At 65.6% G+C, this 14,482-nt stretch carries 13 protein-coding genes; all 13 read right to left on the reverse strand.

Translation table 11 applies throughout. The features are described from left to right. Position 1: 1 nt before the first annotated feature. Positions 2-1,132 carry an ABC transporter permease gene (locus tag U4012_RS02130; RefSeq protein WP_321795758.1) on the reverse strand — a complete coding sequence of 377 codons (1,131 nt, stop codon included), beginning with the start codon at positions 1,130-1,132 and terminating at the stop codon, positions 2-4. A gap of 1 nt (position 1,133) precedes the next feature. Then, on the reverse strand, positions 1,134-2,060 hold the full coding sequence (locus tag U4012_RS02135) for an ABC transporter ATP-binding protein (protein WP_321795759.1): 927 nt from the start codon (positions 2,058-2,060) through the stop codon (positions 1,134-1,136). After that, positions 2,057-2,971 carry an HlyD family secretion protein gene (locus tag U4012_RS02140; protein ID WP_321795761.1) on the reverse strand — a complete coding sequence of 305 codons (915 nt, stop codon included), beginning with the start codon at positions 2,969-2,971 and terminating at the stop codon, positions 2,057-2,059. The genes U4012_RS02135 and U4012_RS02140 overlap by 4 nt, the downstream gene beginning before the upstream one ends. A gap of 93 nt (positions 2,972-3,064) precedes the next feature. Beyond that, positions 3,065-4,279 (reverse strand): alpha/beta hydrolase family protein, encoded by a 1,215-nt coding sequence (locus tag U4012_RS02145; protein ID WP_321795763.1) that lies wholly within the window; start codon positions 4,277-4,279, stop codon positions 3,065-3,067. After that, positions 4,272-5,414, reverse strand: a complete 1,143-nt coding sequence (locus U4012_RS02150) for a phosphoadenosine phosphosulfate reductase family protein (protein WP_321795765.1) — start codon at positions 5,412-5,414, stop codon at positions 4,272-4,274. Before U4012_RS02150 ends, U4012_RS02145 begins: the two co-directional genes overlap by 8 nt. Before the next feature lie 62 nt (positions 5,415-5,476). Then, positions 5,477-6,730: a hypothetical protein gene (locus U4012_RS02155; protein ID WP_321795767.1), complete on the reverse strand. Its 1,254-nt coding sequence runs from the start codon at positions 6,728-6,730 to the stop codon at positions 5,477-5,479. Positions 6,731-7,370: 640 nt separating this feature from the next. Continuing rightward, positions 7,371-8,177: an SDR family NAD(P)-dependent oxidoreductase gene (locus U4012_RS02160; RefSeq protein WP_321795769.1), complete on the reverse strand. Its 807-nt coding sequence runs from the start codon at positions 8,175-8,177 to the stop codon at positions 7,371-7,373. Positions 8,178-8,235: 58 nt separating this feature from the next. Beyond that, on the reverse strand, positions 8,236-9,780 hold the full coding sequence (locus U4012_RS02165) for a FadD3 family acyl-CoA ligase (RefSeq protein ID WP_415750350.1): 1,545 nt from the start codon (positions 9,778-9,780) through the stop codon (positions 8,236-8,238). A gap of 35 nt (positions 9,781-9,815) precedes the next feature. Then, complete coding sequence (locus U4012_RS02170) at positions 9,816-10,922, reverse strand: alkene reductase (RefSeq protein ID WP_321795772.1); 1,107 nt, start codon at positions 10,920-10,922, stop codon at positions 9,816-9,818. 20 nt (positions 10,923-10,942) lie between these two features. Then, positions 10,943-11,578 carry a nuclear transport factor 2 family protein gene (locus U4012_RS02175; protein WP_321795774.1) on the reverse strand — a complete coding sequence of 212 codons (636 nt, stop codon included), beginning with the start codon at positions 11,576-11,578 and terminating at the stop codon, positions 10,943-10,945. Beyond that, positions 11,575-12,426, reverse strand: a complete 852-nt coding sequence (locus U4012_RS02180) for an SDR family NAD(P)-dependent oxidoreductase (protein WP_321795776.1) — start codon at positions 12,424-12,426, stop codon at positions 11,575-11,577. The genes U4012_RS02175 and U4012_RS02180 overlap by 4 nt, the downstream gene beginning before the upstream one ends. 9 nt (positions 12,427-12,435) lie before the next feature. Next, positions 12,436-13,263, reverse strand: a complete 828-nt coding sequence (locus tag U4012_RS02185) for an SDR family NAD(P)-dependent oxidoreductase (protein ID WP_321795779.1) — start codon at positions 13,261-13,263, stop codon at positions 12,436-12,438. 12 nt (positions 13,264-13,275) lie between these two features. Beyond that, positions 13,276-14,358 (reverse strand): Rieske 2Fe-2S domain-containing protein, encoded by a 1,083-nt coding sequence (locus tag U4012_RS02190; protein ID WP_321795781.1) that lies wholly within the window; start codon positions 14,356-14,358, stop codon positions 13,276-13,278. Positions 14,359-14,482: the final 124 nt, after the last annotated feature.

A 14,482-nucleotide genomic window follows, 5' to 3' on the forward strand; every position in this document is an offset into this window, starting at 1 on the left:
TTCAATCGAGCGTGGTTCTGTACGCGAGCAGGCCGACGGTCATTGCAACCAGCGTGAAAGCGACCATCGTCGCGGCATCGGGCCAAACTTCATTCCATCCGCTGCCCTTCAGGAGGACGCCGCGAATAGCCCTGTTGAAATAGGTCAGCGGCAATCCGTTGCCCATCATCCGTGCCCAGCCCGGCATGCCGGCAAACGGGAACATGAATCCGGAGAGCAGGACGCTTGGCAGAAAATAGAAGAAAGTCATCTGCATCGCCTGCAACTGATTTCGCGCGACCGACGAGATGGCGATGCCGACCATCAGGTTCGCGAGGATCAACAACGACGCGAGGCAGTAGACCGTCACCGGATTGCCTTCGAACGGCACGCTGAATACGAACCGGGCCGCCAGCAGGATGATCGTGCACTGCAGGATGCCGATCACGATGTACGGAACGATCTTTCCGCAGATCACCTCGATGGACGTTGCCGGTGAAGCGAGGATGTTCTCGATCGTTCCGCGCTCACGTTCACGCGTGATGGCGAGACTCGTCATCATGACCATCGTCATCGACAGGATGACGCCCATCAGGCCCGGAATGATGTTGTACTGCGTAATGCCGGCCGGATTGTAGATCTTGTGCACACGGGCAGAGAATGCTTGCGGCGGCGCGGCTGGCGCCAGCGCTCCCGTCAGATCCTTGTTCAGCACCGTACGCGTCATCGTGTTGAACGCGGCGATCGCATTTCCCGTTGCCGCGGGATCCGTGGCATCCGCCTCGACCAGAATTTCCGGCTGCTCGTCGCGCACCAGCCGCCGCGAGAAGTCGTGCGGCACGCTGACCACGAACTGCACGGTTCCCTTTTGCAATGCGTCACGTGCCGCGCGCTCGGAAAACAGGCCACCCTGGATATCGAAATAGCCTGTATTGCGCATGCCGGCGACGAGCGATCGCGAGAATTCGCTTGCGTCGTCGGCAAGCACGATCGTCGGAAGATGCCTTGGATCGCTGTTGATCGCGAAACCGAACAGCGCCAGCTGCACGATCGGCAACACGGCGATCATCCCGAGCGTCACGCGATCGCGGCGGATCTGCAGGAATTCCTTCGTCACCATGCTCCACCAGCGGGAAACCGAAAATCCGGTCATGTCAGCCTGGCTCCCCGGATCCGTCCTTCATCAAGTGCAGGAAAACGTGTTCCAGATTCGTTGCGACTCTCTGGATCTCGACGCCATCGCCGCCGACCATTTCGAGCGTCGCGCCAAGCACGGCCTCGTCACGCCCCGAAACGTGCAGCGCACGCCCGAACGCAATCACCTGCTCGACGCCCGGCCGCCCCTTCAGCCGGTCGTTCAATCGCACGAGATCTCCCCCGGACAGCGACCAGGTATGGAGCGCATGCCGCCGTACGAGCTCGCCGGCCTCGCCGTGCGCCAGCAGCGTCCCGTACGAGATGTAGGCGAGCTTGTGGCAACGCTCGGCCTCGTCCATATAGTGCGTGCTGACGAGCACCGAAATGCCGCGGGCCGCCAGGCGGTGCAGTTCCTCCCAGAATTCCCTGCGCACGCCCGGGTCGACGCCGGCTGTCGGCTCGTCGAGCAGCAACAGCTCAGGCGACTGCAACAGCGCAGCCGCAAGCGCCACGCGCTGCTTCCAGCCGCCCGACAATGAACCGGCCAGTTGGTTCGCTCGCGATTCCAGTCCCATTTCGGCGAGGATCCGTGCGACACGTTCCTTTCGCGCGTCGATCGCATACAGTCGCGCGACGAAGTCGAGGTTCTCCCGCACCGTCAGGTCCTCCCAGTACGAAAAGCGCTGCGTCATGTAGCCGACCCGCCGCTTGATCTCCTGGCGCTGCGTCAGGATGTCGAATCCGAGGCAGGTCCCGCTGCCGGAGTCCGGCGTCAGTAGTCCGCACATCATGCGCAACGAGGTCGTCTTGCCGCTCCCGTTCGGACCGAGAAAGCCGAATATCTCGCCACGGCCGACCTGCAGGCTCAGGTTTTTGACGACGTGCCGCGCGCCGAAATGCTTGTTCAGCCGATGCACCTCGATCAATGGCGTTGCGTGGTTCATCGCGTCACCTCGACCGGCAAGCCCGGATGCAGTCCGCGCGCATCGGCGGTGTCAGGTCGCGCCTCGACGAGAAACACCAGTTTCGAACGCGCGTCGTTGCTGTAGATGACGGGCGGCGTATATTCCGCGTCCGATGCGATATGTGTGATCGTTGCCGAATAGCCGCGTGCGCACCCGTCGCATGCGAGCTTCACGACATGACCGACGCGCAGATGAGGCAGCGCGACCTCGGGCACGAAGAAGCGCACCTTCGTATTGCGATCGACGAGAATCTTGACCACCGGTTTGCCCGCGACGACCCACTCGCCAGGCGTGAAGAACGTATCGACGACGACACCCTTTCCAGGTGCCTGCACGGACAATTGCCGGTACTGCGTCCGCAGCCGTTCGTATTCGGCCTGAAGCGCGTCGGTGCTCTGTCGTTGCGAACGCAGCTGACCGTCTCGTGCCGGCAATCGCGCCGTCTTCAGCTGACTGGCAAGTTCGCGTACTCGTGCTTGGCCCACCCGCGCCGCCGCGCGCTCGCTTTCGAGCTGATCGAGTGAAATCGCGCGTATTTCGTAGTCGGCTTCGGCACGGGCGAGCCTTTGCGTCGAAAAAACCGCGCTCGCCCGCGCCTGTTCGAGCTGTGCCTTCACCGCATCGATTTCCGATGAACGCTTGCCTTGTTCCAGGTCGCCGAGCGCGTTCCGCGACGATTGCCACTGGTGATACTGGCGTTTGATCGCCTGTTCCAGGTCGGGCGCATCGATCTCGAAGACGCCCGCGCCCGCGTCGACACGGTCGCCGCGCGCGGCACGCAATGTCTTCAGGTTCCCCGAGTACGGCGCCGACAAATAGGAAAACTGCCCTTCGATATAGCCGTGATACGTTTCCGGCGACTGGGTGCAACCTGTGGTCAGGAGGCACACGCAAACGAAACCGTACCCGACCCGCCGAGGCGTAAGCGTGATGCGTTCCATAGTGAAGAAACCGAATGTTGCACGGTGGTATGCGACGACCGATTACGCGGTCGGCAAGCGACGGTCCGGCTGGCATCGCGCGGCGGTTCGCTGCGTGTAGGCGTCGAGAAACTCGGCGGCAGCCGCACGCCGGATTTCCGTCACGTATTGCGTGCAGCAATGGTCCCCGTCGTCGAATAGCGTCAGCTTGATGCCGTCGGTCAGCCCGAGCCCGTTCAAGGTATCGCGCAGCCATGTCTTGTCCGCGACCGACACAAGCGGGTCGCGTCCGCCATGAACGATATGGACGCGGGCGCGGATCTTGCCAAGCATCTTGACGTCGCGGATGGCGAAATGGTCCGCCGCCGCCCGGGCATCCTCAAGCGACGTGATGCCGAGAATCTGGCAAAACTTGCTTTTCAGGAAGAATGGCAGCTTGTTGTAGTCACGCGCGTCGACGGGGCCGCCCAGATCGAGAATCGCGCTGACACGCGCGTCGGCCGCGGCGATCTTGTAGGCCCACATGCCGCCCCAACTGATGCCGGCGATGGCATAGCCTTCGGTGTCGATCTGCGGATGGCTGCTCAACGCGTCGACGGCCGCGACGATCGCCTCGTCGAAGTTCTCGGGCCACGTCGTGCCGTCGATCAGGAACGATTCGCCTTGCCCGGGACCATCGATGCACAGTACGGCAAAACCCGCTTCCATAAACAGCAGTTCGCTCGCGAGATGCTCCTCCTTGACGTCGTCCATGCCGTGTACGATGACGACCAATGGACTCTTCCGCGACGACAACGGCATCTGCGGCAAATGCAGGTTCGCCCACATCGGATTGTGTTGCCAGTCGATACGCAGGCGGGCGAATCGCGCGCCGAATGCCCGACGTTCTGCCTCGACGTAGAAGTCACGACAGTGCCGATAGGCGATCGTCTTTGCATCCGAAAGCGGCAGGCAACCCCACTGAACCAGATGAGCGAGGAACGACAGACGCCGGTAGTGTGCGATGGCCTCCTCGTCGGACATCCGCGGCAGCATTGCCTCGACCTGCCGAATCTCGCCTTGCAGGAATGCCATGCCCTTCGTCGGCCAGTCCGAGAGACCGTGCATCGCGGCAAGAAAGCGATCCAGCGTGTTCTGGTCGAACAGCGCCGCCCGCCAGCGATTCCAGAACGGCCGAGTGATGTTCTTCACACCCACGACGCGCGACAGCGCGAAGACGGCGCGGCTCAGGATGTGATCGGTAAAGGAGTAGGTTTCGGTTTCGCTCAGGTTACGCATCGTGATTGCCCTTTCGAATCGCCACGCCGAGTTCGGCGGCCTCCTGCTCACTCAAGCCGAGCATCGTTGCACCGAGACGCACGATGGCCGGATCGGGCGAGCCGGACGCCGCCTGGTCCGGGGCGTGCCCGAGCCGACGCTCGTTCGCGTCGATCACCTGATACAGATCGAAACCGAATCGCGAACGCATGACCGCCCGACCCAGTTCGTTGATCATGCAGTTCGAACTGCACGCGCCCGTGTTCTTCGGGAGAATCCAGTCATATCGCTCGATATGAGCAATCTGGGCCTCCCGCTCCGGCTTGCGCACGAGTTCGTAGTACGGGACGAGCACGGTCGGAAACCTGATGTCGTCGGGATCGGCGTCCAGCGAGCCCGCGTGGTCCGGAATCGCTTTCCGAAACGGCTGCACGAACTTGGCGACGAGATCGTTCACTTTCGGCAATGCGCGCGCCGACAACACGCCGGCACCCTCGAGATTCAACCGGTTCTGCCCTTTTTGCGTGCCGATGAAACAAAGCGGAATGCGATGGCGATTCGCGAATGCGCTCGCGCTGACCGCGATCAGCGAAAAGCACGGCCAGCACGCGGAGCCGTACGTCATGGCGCCTTTCTGCAGATCGACATCCGAGTTCCCGTCGATCGAGAATCCCGATCGGAACAGCGCATCCGTGAGCGCCTTGTCGGGACGTTCGATCACCAGTGGAATACCAAGCTTCGCGGTAACGCGCCGCGCGCTCTCGAGGGTTTGCGGCGACTGGTAGCCGGGATCCAGCATCCACGCACAAACGTTCACCCCTTTCTCGGCGAGTTGAACCAGCATGTAGGTACTATCCTTGCCGCCGCTGTAGAGCACCATCGCGGAATAGGTCGAACGTGGCTCACGCGCCGGAATCGAATCGAGCATGGCCGCTGCCGTCCCGAGGCTGGCGTCGCCAACGAACGGCAGGCGTTTCGCGACCGAGAGCGCCTTGTGACGCCACGTGCGCTCGCCGTCGGCGGCGGAAATGATCGAATCGAGCAACCATTCGTGATCCGCATCCGGTTCGTACTCCGCGCGCCGGTCGGATTGCATGCCCGAACAGTGTGTGCACAGCCCGGATGCCACGATCTCGTCGGCGTCGGTGCCGTTCATCAGCGCGTCGTAACGCAACGGCATCCCGCAGCGGGTGCATCCGCGATGGATCGGGATCGTCTTCACGAACGACCTCCCCGCGCGCCGGAGGGTCCGGCCGCATTGCCTAGAAAGCGGCGGAAAGCGGCGACATCGAGCACATGCTTACCGCACTGGAGCGGCGGAATCCCGAACTTCATGTCATCGAACGCGCGCTCGTAGGCAAGCAACTGCGCCGTATCGGCCTCGCCGATATTGCTTGCAAGCCGCGGCAGGCTCGCGCGTAACAACCCTTCGGCGAGGCACGACCATGAAACGGCGCTGCCGTGTCCGACGTCGTCGGCGAAATCGAACGGGAAGAACGACCGGTATGCGATCTCGCCTACATCGACAAGCCCTGCGTCGCACGGGAGGATGTCGCCACGCGCCCGCACACGCGCCCACGCCGCGTCGCGATCCCAGCAATAGGGCTGGCTGTCATCGAGCAGGATCGTACCGGCGCGCACGAGGTCGATATCGAGGATGGAAGGCGTGCTGACCGCGCTGACAATGACGTTGGCATCGAGATAGCACCTGCTGTCGTCCGGCAACGCGTAACGCGTCGGAAGCACCTCGACCGATACCCGCATCGGAGAACCTGCCGCCGCTTCCTCCGCGAGAGCGCGAACCCTGTCCCGCTGCTGCAGCGTGTCGACGAGGATCAATTCCGCGGGCCGAGTGGCCCGGGGCGAATGCGCCAGCAGCCTGGCCACCCCCGCACCCACGCTGCCGGCGCCGAGAATGGCGAGGACGGCGTCGCCTCCGTTCAATCCCGACTCGGACAGCGCCTTGTCGAACTGGCGGACGATCGAGACCGACGTCACCGCATGGCCGGTCGTCAATTCAAGACCGAGTTCCTTCGAGCGCGCTTCGATGCGGCGTCCGTAATTCGTCAGTGCCCCGGTTAGTCCACCCAGACAGACATGCCGCGCGCCCATAGCGGCCGCCTTGGTCAACCCCTCCTTCTCCATGCGGCTGCGGCTGGATGCGCGCTTTCTCGGGTCGATCATGTCTTCCGCGAGAATCGGCAGAAACAGGATGCCGATGTTGATGTCCTGCGCCTCGATGATCTCGCCGTAGACGGGCTGCAGACAGTCCAGCAAATCTGCGAGCGCGTTGCCGTCGAGCATGTCTGCCCAAGGGAACATCCGCGCAACGTCGGCGCGGTCGCGCGGATGTGTCAGCAGCACGACGTCGACATCGCGCGCCGGACCACGTCCCAGCCATTTTCTCTGCGCGGAAGGACCGAAGTAGATATTCGATGCTGTTGCCGCCGGAGACTCTTTTCTTTCATCCATTGGTGTACTTCCATCGTTTCAATGTGAATGGACACGATCGAACCATTGAAAATCAATCCGACGATTCGATCGAATCCTGAAAATCACAAACTCAATTTAGATTTATTAAAAAAATCCACGAAGGCGGAATTATTCGCCATCGTCATTTGAGACATTCCACGCCAGAGAATCGGGATCAAGGAGAACAGCAACCATCCGGATCGACGAAAAATTCTATTTTTCCGAACTCAACGCGTCAACATAAAAAGAAATGCCAATTATTTTTATTTTGAGATTAATTGGATAATTACCAATTTGAAACAAATTTGATGCTAGTACCAGTACTAAATCAATACCCCCGGCCAAATAGAATCCTCTGCAGGCCTCAATAGTACGGCGGCGGCCGGATTCGACCATGGAAATTCCGCATTGCAGACAGTAGCCTCACTGTGCCGAGAACGACAAAACGAGCGCATTTCGTCGATCGGGTCGCCGGCGCACGCGCGGCGCTGTCGTCTCCGATGTTGCGACGGTGATCGTTCAGCCCCCCGGGACCGCTGACCGCCCGCCCTCGACAACCAATCCGGCCTTCGCAATGAAAAACGCGGAGCTTCATGCTCCGCGTTCTTCATTTCCGCTGCGATTCGCTACGACGACGCACTCAGAACCGCTGCGACGGAATGTTGCCGCCGTCCACGACCAGCTCGGCCCCGGTCACGTAGCTAGCCTCGTCGGACATCAGGAACCGCGCCACGCGGCCGATCTCCGCCGGATCGCCGAGCCGGCCCAACATGATCCGGCGCTCGAACGTGCCGGCCGGCAACGCGTCGACGGCCGGCTGGAGCATCGGCGTCAGGATCTGGCCCGGCGAGATCGCGTTCACGCGGATACCGTCGTTGCCGAGGCCGTCCGCGAGCGAGCGGACCAGCGCGAGCACCCCGCCCTTCGATGCCGTGTACGCCGGAATCAGGCCGTTACCGAGCGTCGCGTTGATCGACGCGATCGCGACGACCGCCGAGCCGCGCTGCGCGCGCAGGTCCGGCAGCATTGCCTGCACGAGCAGCGCGAGCGCGCGCAGGTTCACGTCGAGCACGGCGTCCCAGCGCGCTTCGGTCAGCGCGTCGATGCCGGTCTGGTCGACCACGCCCGCCGCGTGCACGAGACCGCCGAGCGCCGGCAACGCGGCGCGCGTCGCGGCCAGCGCGTCGTTCATCCGGCCGCCGTCGCGCAGGTCGACGCCGATGCCGAACGCCGGCACGCCGTAGCGCTCGCCGAGCCTGCCCGCGACGTCGCGCGCCTTGTCGGCCTGGATGTCCCAGATCGCGACCGGCCGACCGACCGCCGCGAGCGCTTCCGCGCATGCATGGCCGATGCCCGATGCGCCACCCGTCACGATCACGCCGGTCGACGGTGCGTCGAATGCGATGCGCGATACGTCGCCGTGCATGGATGAGTTTTGAGTCGTCATGCGTTGTCTCCTGTTTCGAGTGTTTTATGTCGACGATTCAGTCGTCGATGGTCGCACGTCACGCCGAATCCCGTGCGGACAATTCGCGCAACGCTTGCTTCAAGACCTTGCCCGATGCGTTGAGCGGCAGCGCATCGACAAATGCGATACCCCGCGGCACCTTGTAGTTCGCCATTCGCGTGCGGCACCACGCGCCGAGCGTCGCTGCGTCGAGGGCCGCGCCTGCGCGTTGCACGACGAACGCATGGCCTGCTTCGCCCAGCCGCGCGTCCGGCACGCCGATCACCGCAACCTGCGCGACGTCCGGGTGCGCGGCGATCATGTTCTCGATTTCCGCTGGATAGCAGTTGAATCCGCCGACGATGAACATGTCCTTCAACCGATCCGTGATGCGCAGGTAGCCGCGTTCGTCGAGCACGCCGACGTCGCCCGTATGCAGCCAGCCGTTCGCATCGATCGCGTCGCGGGTCGCCGCGTCGTCGTCGAGATAGCCCTGCATCACGTTGAAGCCGCGAATCAGGATCTCGCCGGGCATCCCGACCGGCACGTCGGCTCCCGCGGCGTCGACGCAGCGCAGTTCGATGCCGGGCAGCGGATGGCCGCAGGTCGTCGCGGCGACCTGCTCGTCGTCGCCCGCGCGGCAGACGGTCGCGAGTCCGCAGCATTCGGTCAGCCCGTAGGCGGTCAGCACCGACGCGAAGCCGAGACGCTCGCGCATCCGCGTGATCAGGTCAGGCGCGACGTTCGCCGCGCCGGTCACGGCCACGCGCAACGACGTGCGGTCGTAGCGGTCGAGCCCGGGATGAGCGAGCAGGCTCAGGTAGAGCGTCGGCGATCCGGGCAGAAAGGTCACACGTTCATCCGCGATGCGGCGCAGCACCGTTTCGGCATCGAAGGTCGCCTGCGGCAGGATCGTCGCGCCGCGAATCAGCGCGGCGAGCCAGCCGGCCTTGTAGCCGAACGCGTGAAAGAACGGGTTGACGACCAGGTAGCGATCGCCGGCCTGCAGGCCGACCAGCGTCGACCACTGGTCGAATGCGGCCAGGTTCTGCCCGTGCGCGGTCACGACGCCCTTCGGCCGGCCGGTCGTGCCGGACGTGAACAGCACATCCGACGGCGTGTGCGGCCCGATCGCGGCGATCCGCGCATCGAGCGCCGCCTCGGGGACCGAATCGGCCAGCGCGACGAACGCATCCCAGCCGGCGGCGCCCGCGTGCGGATCGCGCAGCACGATCGTGTGCCGCAGCGACGGCAGCGCGTGCGCGGCGAGCATGTCCGGATAGCGGACGCCGAGAAATTCGCCGACCGAGAACAGCACGCGCGCGCGGCTGCGGTTCAGGATGTCCGCGGCTTCGTCGCCCTTGAGCCGCGTGTTCAGCGGCACCAGCGCGGCACCGGCGCAATGGACGCCGAGCGCGGCGACGATCCATTCGTGCAGGTTCGGCGCCCAGATCGCGACGCGCTCGCCCGGCTGCACGGCGAGCGCGATCAGCGCGCGTGCGGCGCGGCGAGCCGCGTCGTACAGCGACGCGTAGTCGACCGCGCGGCCGTCGTCGACGATCGCAGCATGGGTCGCGTAACGCTGCGCGGATTCGGCCAGCATCGCGGGGATCGTCGACGGCACGGGAAGCGTTGAGGTCACGGGGTACTCCGTTCGATGGATGGCACGCCCGCGGCGCTCGCGGCGAGCGGCGGATAGTCGGTGAAGCCGCACGCGCCTGGCGTATAGAGCGTCGCGCGGTCGAATGCGGCAAGCGGCGCGCCGTCGCGCAAGCGGGCGACGAGGTCCGGGTTCGCGATGAAGTGTCGCGCGAACGACACGGCGTCCGCGTGGCCGGCTGCCAGCGCATCGGCCGCGCTGTGCGCGTCGAATCCGTCGTTCGCGATCAGCGCCCCGCGAAAATGCCGGCGAGCGAGCGCGAACGCATCGAGCCGCCGGTCCGGCGAGCGACTCACGTGCAGATACGCAAGCCCGAGCGGCGCCACCGCATCGAGCAAGGTGCCGTACGTCGACGCGGGATCGTCGTCATGCATGTCGTTGTACGGATTGCCGGGGCAGATCCGCAGCCCGACGCGCTGCGCGCCGATCGCACCGGCCATCGCGTCGAGCGCGTCGATCGTGAAGCGCGCGCGCCGCGCGGGCGTACCGCCGTAGTCGTCGGTGCGGCGATTCGAACATGCGAGCAGGAACTGCATCGGCAGATAACCGCTGCTCGCGTGCAGTTCGACGCCGTCGAAGCCGGCGGCCATCGCATTGGCGGCCGCCTGCCGGAAGCCGTCGATCACGTCGGGAATCTCAGCGCGCGTGAGCGCGCGCGGCATCTCCATCGGCACCGCGCCGTGCCCGTCCGCGTGAATCGTGCCGTTCGCACGCAGCGCGGACGGTGCGACGGTCTCGGCCTCCGGCGCCTTGTTGAAGCGCGATGCGACTCGCCCGACGTGCATCAGCTGCAGCACGATACGGCCGTGCGCGCGGTGCACGGCGTCGGTCACGCGTCGCCACGCATCGATCTGGTGTTGCGTCGCGATGCCGGGCGTGCGGCAGTAACCCTTGCCGTCGGCGTGCGGATACGTGCCTTCCGCGACGATCAATCCGGCGCCCGCGCGCTGCGCGTAGTACGCGACATGCAGGTCGCCGGGCGCGTCGTGTTCGTCCGCGCGGCTGCGCGTCATCGGCGCCATCACGATGCGGTTCGGCATCGCGAACGCACCGATGCGCGCCGGTTCGAAAAGCGGCATGCTCATGGTCGGCCTCCGTGCGCCCGTCAGCGCGTGCGAATCTTCGGGAACGGCGAACCGCGCCGCATCGTTGCGAGGAACGCATCGAGCGGTGCGGGCGGCGCGACGTCGGGCAACCCTTCCGGCTTGTCGTTCCAGAACGCCTGCCACGACGGCCACAACGCGTGCCACGAACCGTCGTACGGCTCGCGGCCCGGCCAGCGCATCTTGCGCTCGCCGATCGGCGGCCGGTTCAGGTCCGACGCGTACAGGTAGCATGGATAGCGCCGGCGGAAATACCAGCGTCCGTCGATCCGCTCGTAGTCGTCCCAGTAGAGCATCTGCATGACGACCCACTCGGGGCCCGTCTCGTGCTCGTTCTTTGAATAGACGACGCCGCTCGCGTGGTCAGCGTCCGAGAACTCGATGATGTGGCCGCCGATGTGATGCGACGTGACGGTGAACTGGTGGCGCAAGGTGTCGTCGATCCAGCGTTTCAGGTGCGCACGTCCGACCTGGTCGCGGCTGACCACGACGTCCTCCGGAAACAGGTTCGTCCATGCGTCGAGATCGCGCATGTCGAGCGCGAGCGCGTATTGCGCGGGCAGCATCCGGATCGCCTCGATCGATTCGAGCCGGTCGATCCGCGCGAGCAGGGCTGTGTCGCTCGTCGTGTCGTTCATCGCGTAGCGGCTCCGGCCGGATCGGGTTGCAGGCCGGATTGCGCGCGCCGTTCGGTCGACGTGTCCGACACGTAGTCGGTCGCGCCGACATCGAGGCGGCAGGTCTTGCCGCCGTCGACGACGAGGCTTTGCCCGGTGATGTACGACGCTTCGTCGGATGCGAGAAACAGGATCGCGTCCGCCACCTCGCGCGGCTCGCCGATGCGCCGCAGCGGCACCGCGCGCGCGGTGCCGTCGCGCATCGCGTCGTCCTGCAGCGCTTCGCGCGTGCCCTCGCTCCATATCACACCCGGAATCACGACGTTCACGCGGATTCCGTCGGCCGCGCCTTCGAGCGCGACCGCGCGGCTGAAATTCAGCACGCCGGCCTTCGCCGCGCCATACGCGGACAGCCCCGGGCTGCCGAGCAGCCCCGCGACCGAGCCGAGGTTGACGATCGCGCCGCCGCCCTGCTCCTTCATCGCGCGCATCGCCGCACGCGTGCCGAAGAACGCGACGTCGAGCGTGCCGCGCAGGCAGCGATGCCAGTCGTCGGTGCTCACCTGGTCGACGAGGCCCCACGTATAGTTCACCGCGTTGTTGACCATCACGTCGAGTCGGCCGAAGCGCTCGCGCGTCGCGTCGACCGCGCGGCCGACCGCCGCCTCGTCGGTCACGTCGGCCTGGACCCAGCCGGCCTCGCCGCCCGCCGCGACGATCGCGCGCGCGACCTGCTCGAGCGGTTCGCGGCGCCGGCCGCACAGCATCACGCGCGCGCCTTCCGCCGCGAAGCGCTGCGCGGTCGCCGCGCCGATTCCCGTGCCCGCGCCGCTGATCAGCGCGATTTTGTGCTGCAAACGTCCTGTCATGCCGGTCTCCTAGATCATGTACATGCCGCCGCTGACCGACAGCGTCTGGCCGGTCATCTGCCGCGCGTCGTCGGATGCGAGGTAAAGGATCGTGCGCGCGATGTCGTCCGGTTCGGCCATGCTGCCGAGCGGAATCGCGCGTTCGAGTTCGCGCGCCCATTCGTCGGGAATCGACTGCATCATCGGCGTGCGGGTCGGCCCCGGGCAGATCGCGTTCACGCGAATGCCGCGCGGCCCGAGGTCGCGCGCAAGACAGCGCGTCAGCCCGAGAATCGCGGCCTTCGACGCGCAATAGGCCGGCGGCCCTTCGCCGGACAGCGCCGACACGCTCGCGATGTTGACGATCGCGCCGCGCACGCCCGCGGCAATCATCAGCCGCACGGCGGCGCGCGAGCAGAAGAACGTGCCGTTCAGGTTGATGTCGACGACGCGGCGCCAGCCCGCGTCGGTGAGATCGACGATCGTGTCGGAAAACACAGTCGGCGTTTCGCCGTTCGCCAGTTGCTGCGCACGCTGCGCGATGCGCTGCTGCGCGAGTTCGAAGCCGTCGCCCGGCACCTGCCCCGCGCCCGCGTTGTTGACCAGCACGTCGAGCCGCCCGTAGCGTTGCGCGATTGCGTCGAACAGCGCGGCGACCGCGTCGCTGTCGGCCACGTCGCACGCGCGGGCGAGACCCGTGCCGGCGGCCTGTGCGAGACGCAGCGTCTCGTCGGCGCGTGCGCCGTCCAGATCGGCGGCCACCACCGTCGCGCCGTGCGCGGCGAACCGCAGCACGGTCGCGCGCCCCATTCCCGAGCCCGCGCCCGTGACGAGCACCACCTTGTCGTTGAATGACATCGTCGCGCTCCGTCAGATCGTATGCAGCCGGCTGGCCGCGAGCGGCGGCACGTCGTGCAGCGTGCGCCACGCGCCGTCGTGCCATTCGAAGACTCTCTTGCGGTCGAGGTCGGCGGGCAGCTTCGCGATGTCGGTATAAAACTGCCGGTACCAGTCGCGCAGCTGATAGATCGGGCCGTCGCCTTCGCACAGCACGGGGAAATCGATTCGCGTCTTGTTGTGCCAGATCTCGACGTCCTGGAAGAACGAGCGGTGCGCCTGCTCGACGTACGCATTCGCGATCGCGCGATTCTCGTCGTCGGACAGCGCCGGATCCTTGCGGATCATCACGCCGTAACGCAGATCGAAGCTGTGCTGGTCGATCGGCACGTGGCAGTTGAGCAGGATGCTGTCGACCGCGCGACCGTCGACGTCGGCCGTCATCCGCGTGACGTGATACGCGGGGCCGAAATACGCGCTGTCCGCGACGAGCCCGTTGCCGAGCAGCTCGCTCTGGCCGCCGCGAAACATCTGGTAGCCGGTATGGCCGACGAAGGTATTGCAGAAGTAGTTCGCAGGCGAGCCGTGGACCGGGCCGAAATGGGCGACGTCCGCGAGGTTGTCGACGAGTTCGCGACAGTTCGTGTGGATCGTCATCTTGCGGACCGCCCACGGCGTCCACTCGCCGGAGAAGCACGCCTCGATGCGCGGGATCGCGACGTGCGGCGGCGGCTCGCCGCCTTCGTGGTCGTGCCACACGAACAGCAGCGCGTTCTGCTCGCACGCGTGCCACGACCGGATCCGCGCCTTGTGCGGCACGCGGTTCGCATACGGCACGTGCTCGCAACTGCCATCGCCGCCCCAGCGCCAGTGATGGAACGGGCAGACGAGCGCGTTGCCGCGCACCTCGCCCTTCGACAGGTCGGCGCCCATGTGCGGACACCACGCATCGAGGATCCGGATCGCGCCGTCGTCGCCCGCGAACGCGACGAGCTGCGTGCCGAAGATGTCGAGCCGGTGCGGCCTGCCGTCCCGGTAGTCGGCGGCGAGCCCGAGGCAGTGCCAGCCGCGCGCATACCGGTCGCCCAACACCTGGGCGGCGTGTTGCAGTTCCATGTGTCTCCTCCGTGATCGAGTCGTGTGCGGGCCCATTGTCGGAACCGGGTCGGGGCCGGACATACTCCGGATGGACGAGATCGCCGTCCGCGCGCGGAACCGGCGCAAGTTCGTGCGCGAAGCG

This window comes from Burkholderia sp. BCC1988, from assembly GCF_905339895.1.
GTDB lineage: Bacteria > Pseudomonadota > Gammaproteobacteria > Burkholderiales > Burkholderiaceae > Burkholderia.

Coding starts and splice junctions, on each gene's coding strand:
- U4012_RS02150 (WP_321795765.1), bottom strand. CDS start 5,414: ATGAACGGCACCGACGCCGACGAGATCGTGGCATCCGGGCTGTGCACA.
- U4012_RS02180 (WP_321795776.1), bottom strand. CDS start 12,426: ATGACAGGACGTTTGCAGCACAAAATCGCGCTGATCAGCGGCGCGGGC.
- U4012_RS02145 (WP_321795763.1), bottom strand. CDS start 4,279: ATGCGTAACCTGAGCGAAACCGAAACCTACTCCTTTACCGATCACATC.
- U4012_RS02135 (WP_321795759.1), bottom strand. CDS start 2,060: ATGAACCACGCAACGCCATTGATCGAGGTGCATCGGCTGAACAAGCAT.
- U4012_RS02165 (WP_415750350.1), bottom strand. CDS start 9,780: ATGCTGGCCGAATCCGCGCAGCGTTACGCGACCCATGCTGCGATCGTC.
- U4012_RS02170 (WP_321795772.1), bottom strand. CDS start 10,922: ATGAGCATGCCGCTTTTCGAACCGGCGCGCATCGGTGCGTTCGCGATG.
- U4012_RS02130 (WP_321795758.1), bottom strand. CDS start 1,132: ATGACCGGATTTTCGGTTTCCCGCTGGTGGAGCATGGTGACGAAGGAA.
- U4012_RS02155 (WP_321795767.1), bottom strand. CDS start 6,730: ATGGATGAAAGAAAAGAGTCTCCGGCGGCAACAGCATCGAATATCTAC.
- U4012_RS02190 (WP_321795781.1), bottom strand. CDS start 14,358: ATGGAACTGCAACACGCCGCCCAGGTGTTGGGCGACCGGTATGCGCGC.
- U4012_RS02185 (WP_321795779.1), bottom strand. CDS start 13,263: ATGTCATTCAACGACAAGGTGGTGCTCGTCACGGGCGCGGGCTCGGGA.
- U4012_RS02175 (WP_321795774.1), bottom strand. CDS start 11,578: ATGAACGACACGACGAGCGACACAGCCCTGCTCGCGCGGATCGACCGG.
- U4012_RS02160 (WP_321795769.1), bottom strand. CDS start 8,177: ATGACGACTCAAAACTCATCCATGCACGGCGACGTATCGCGCATCGCA.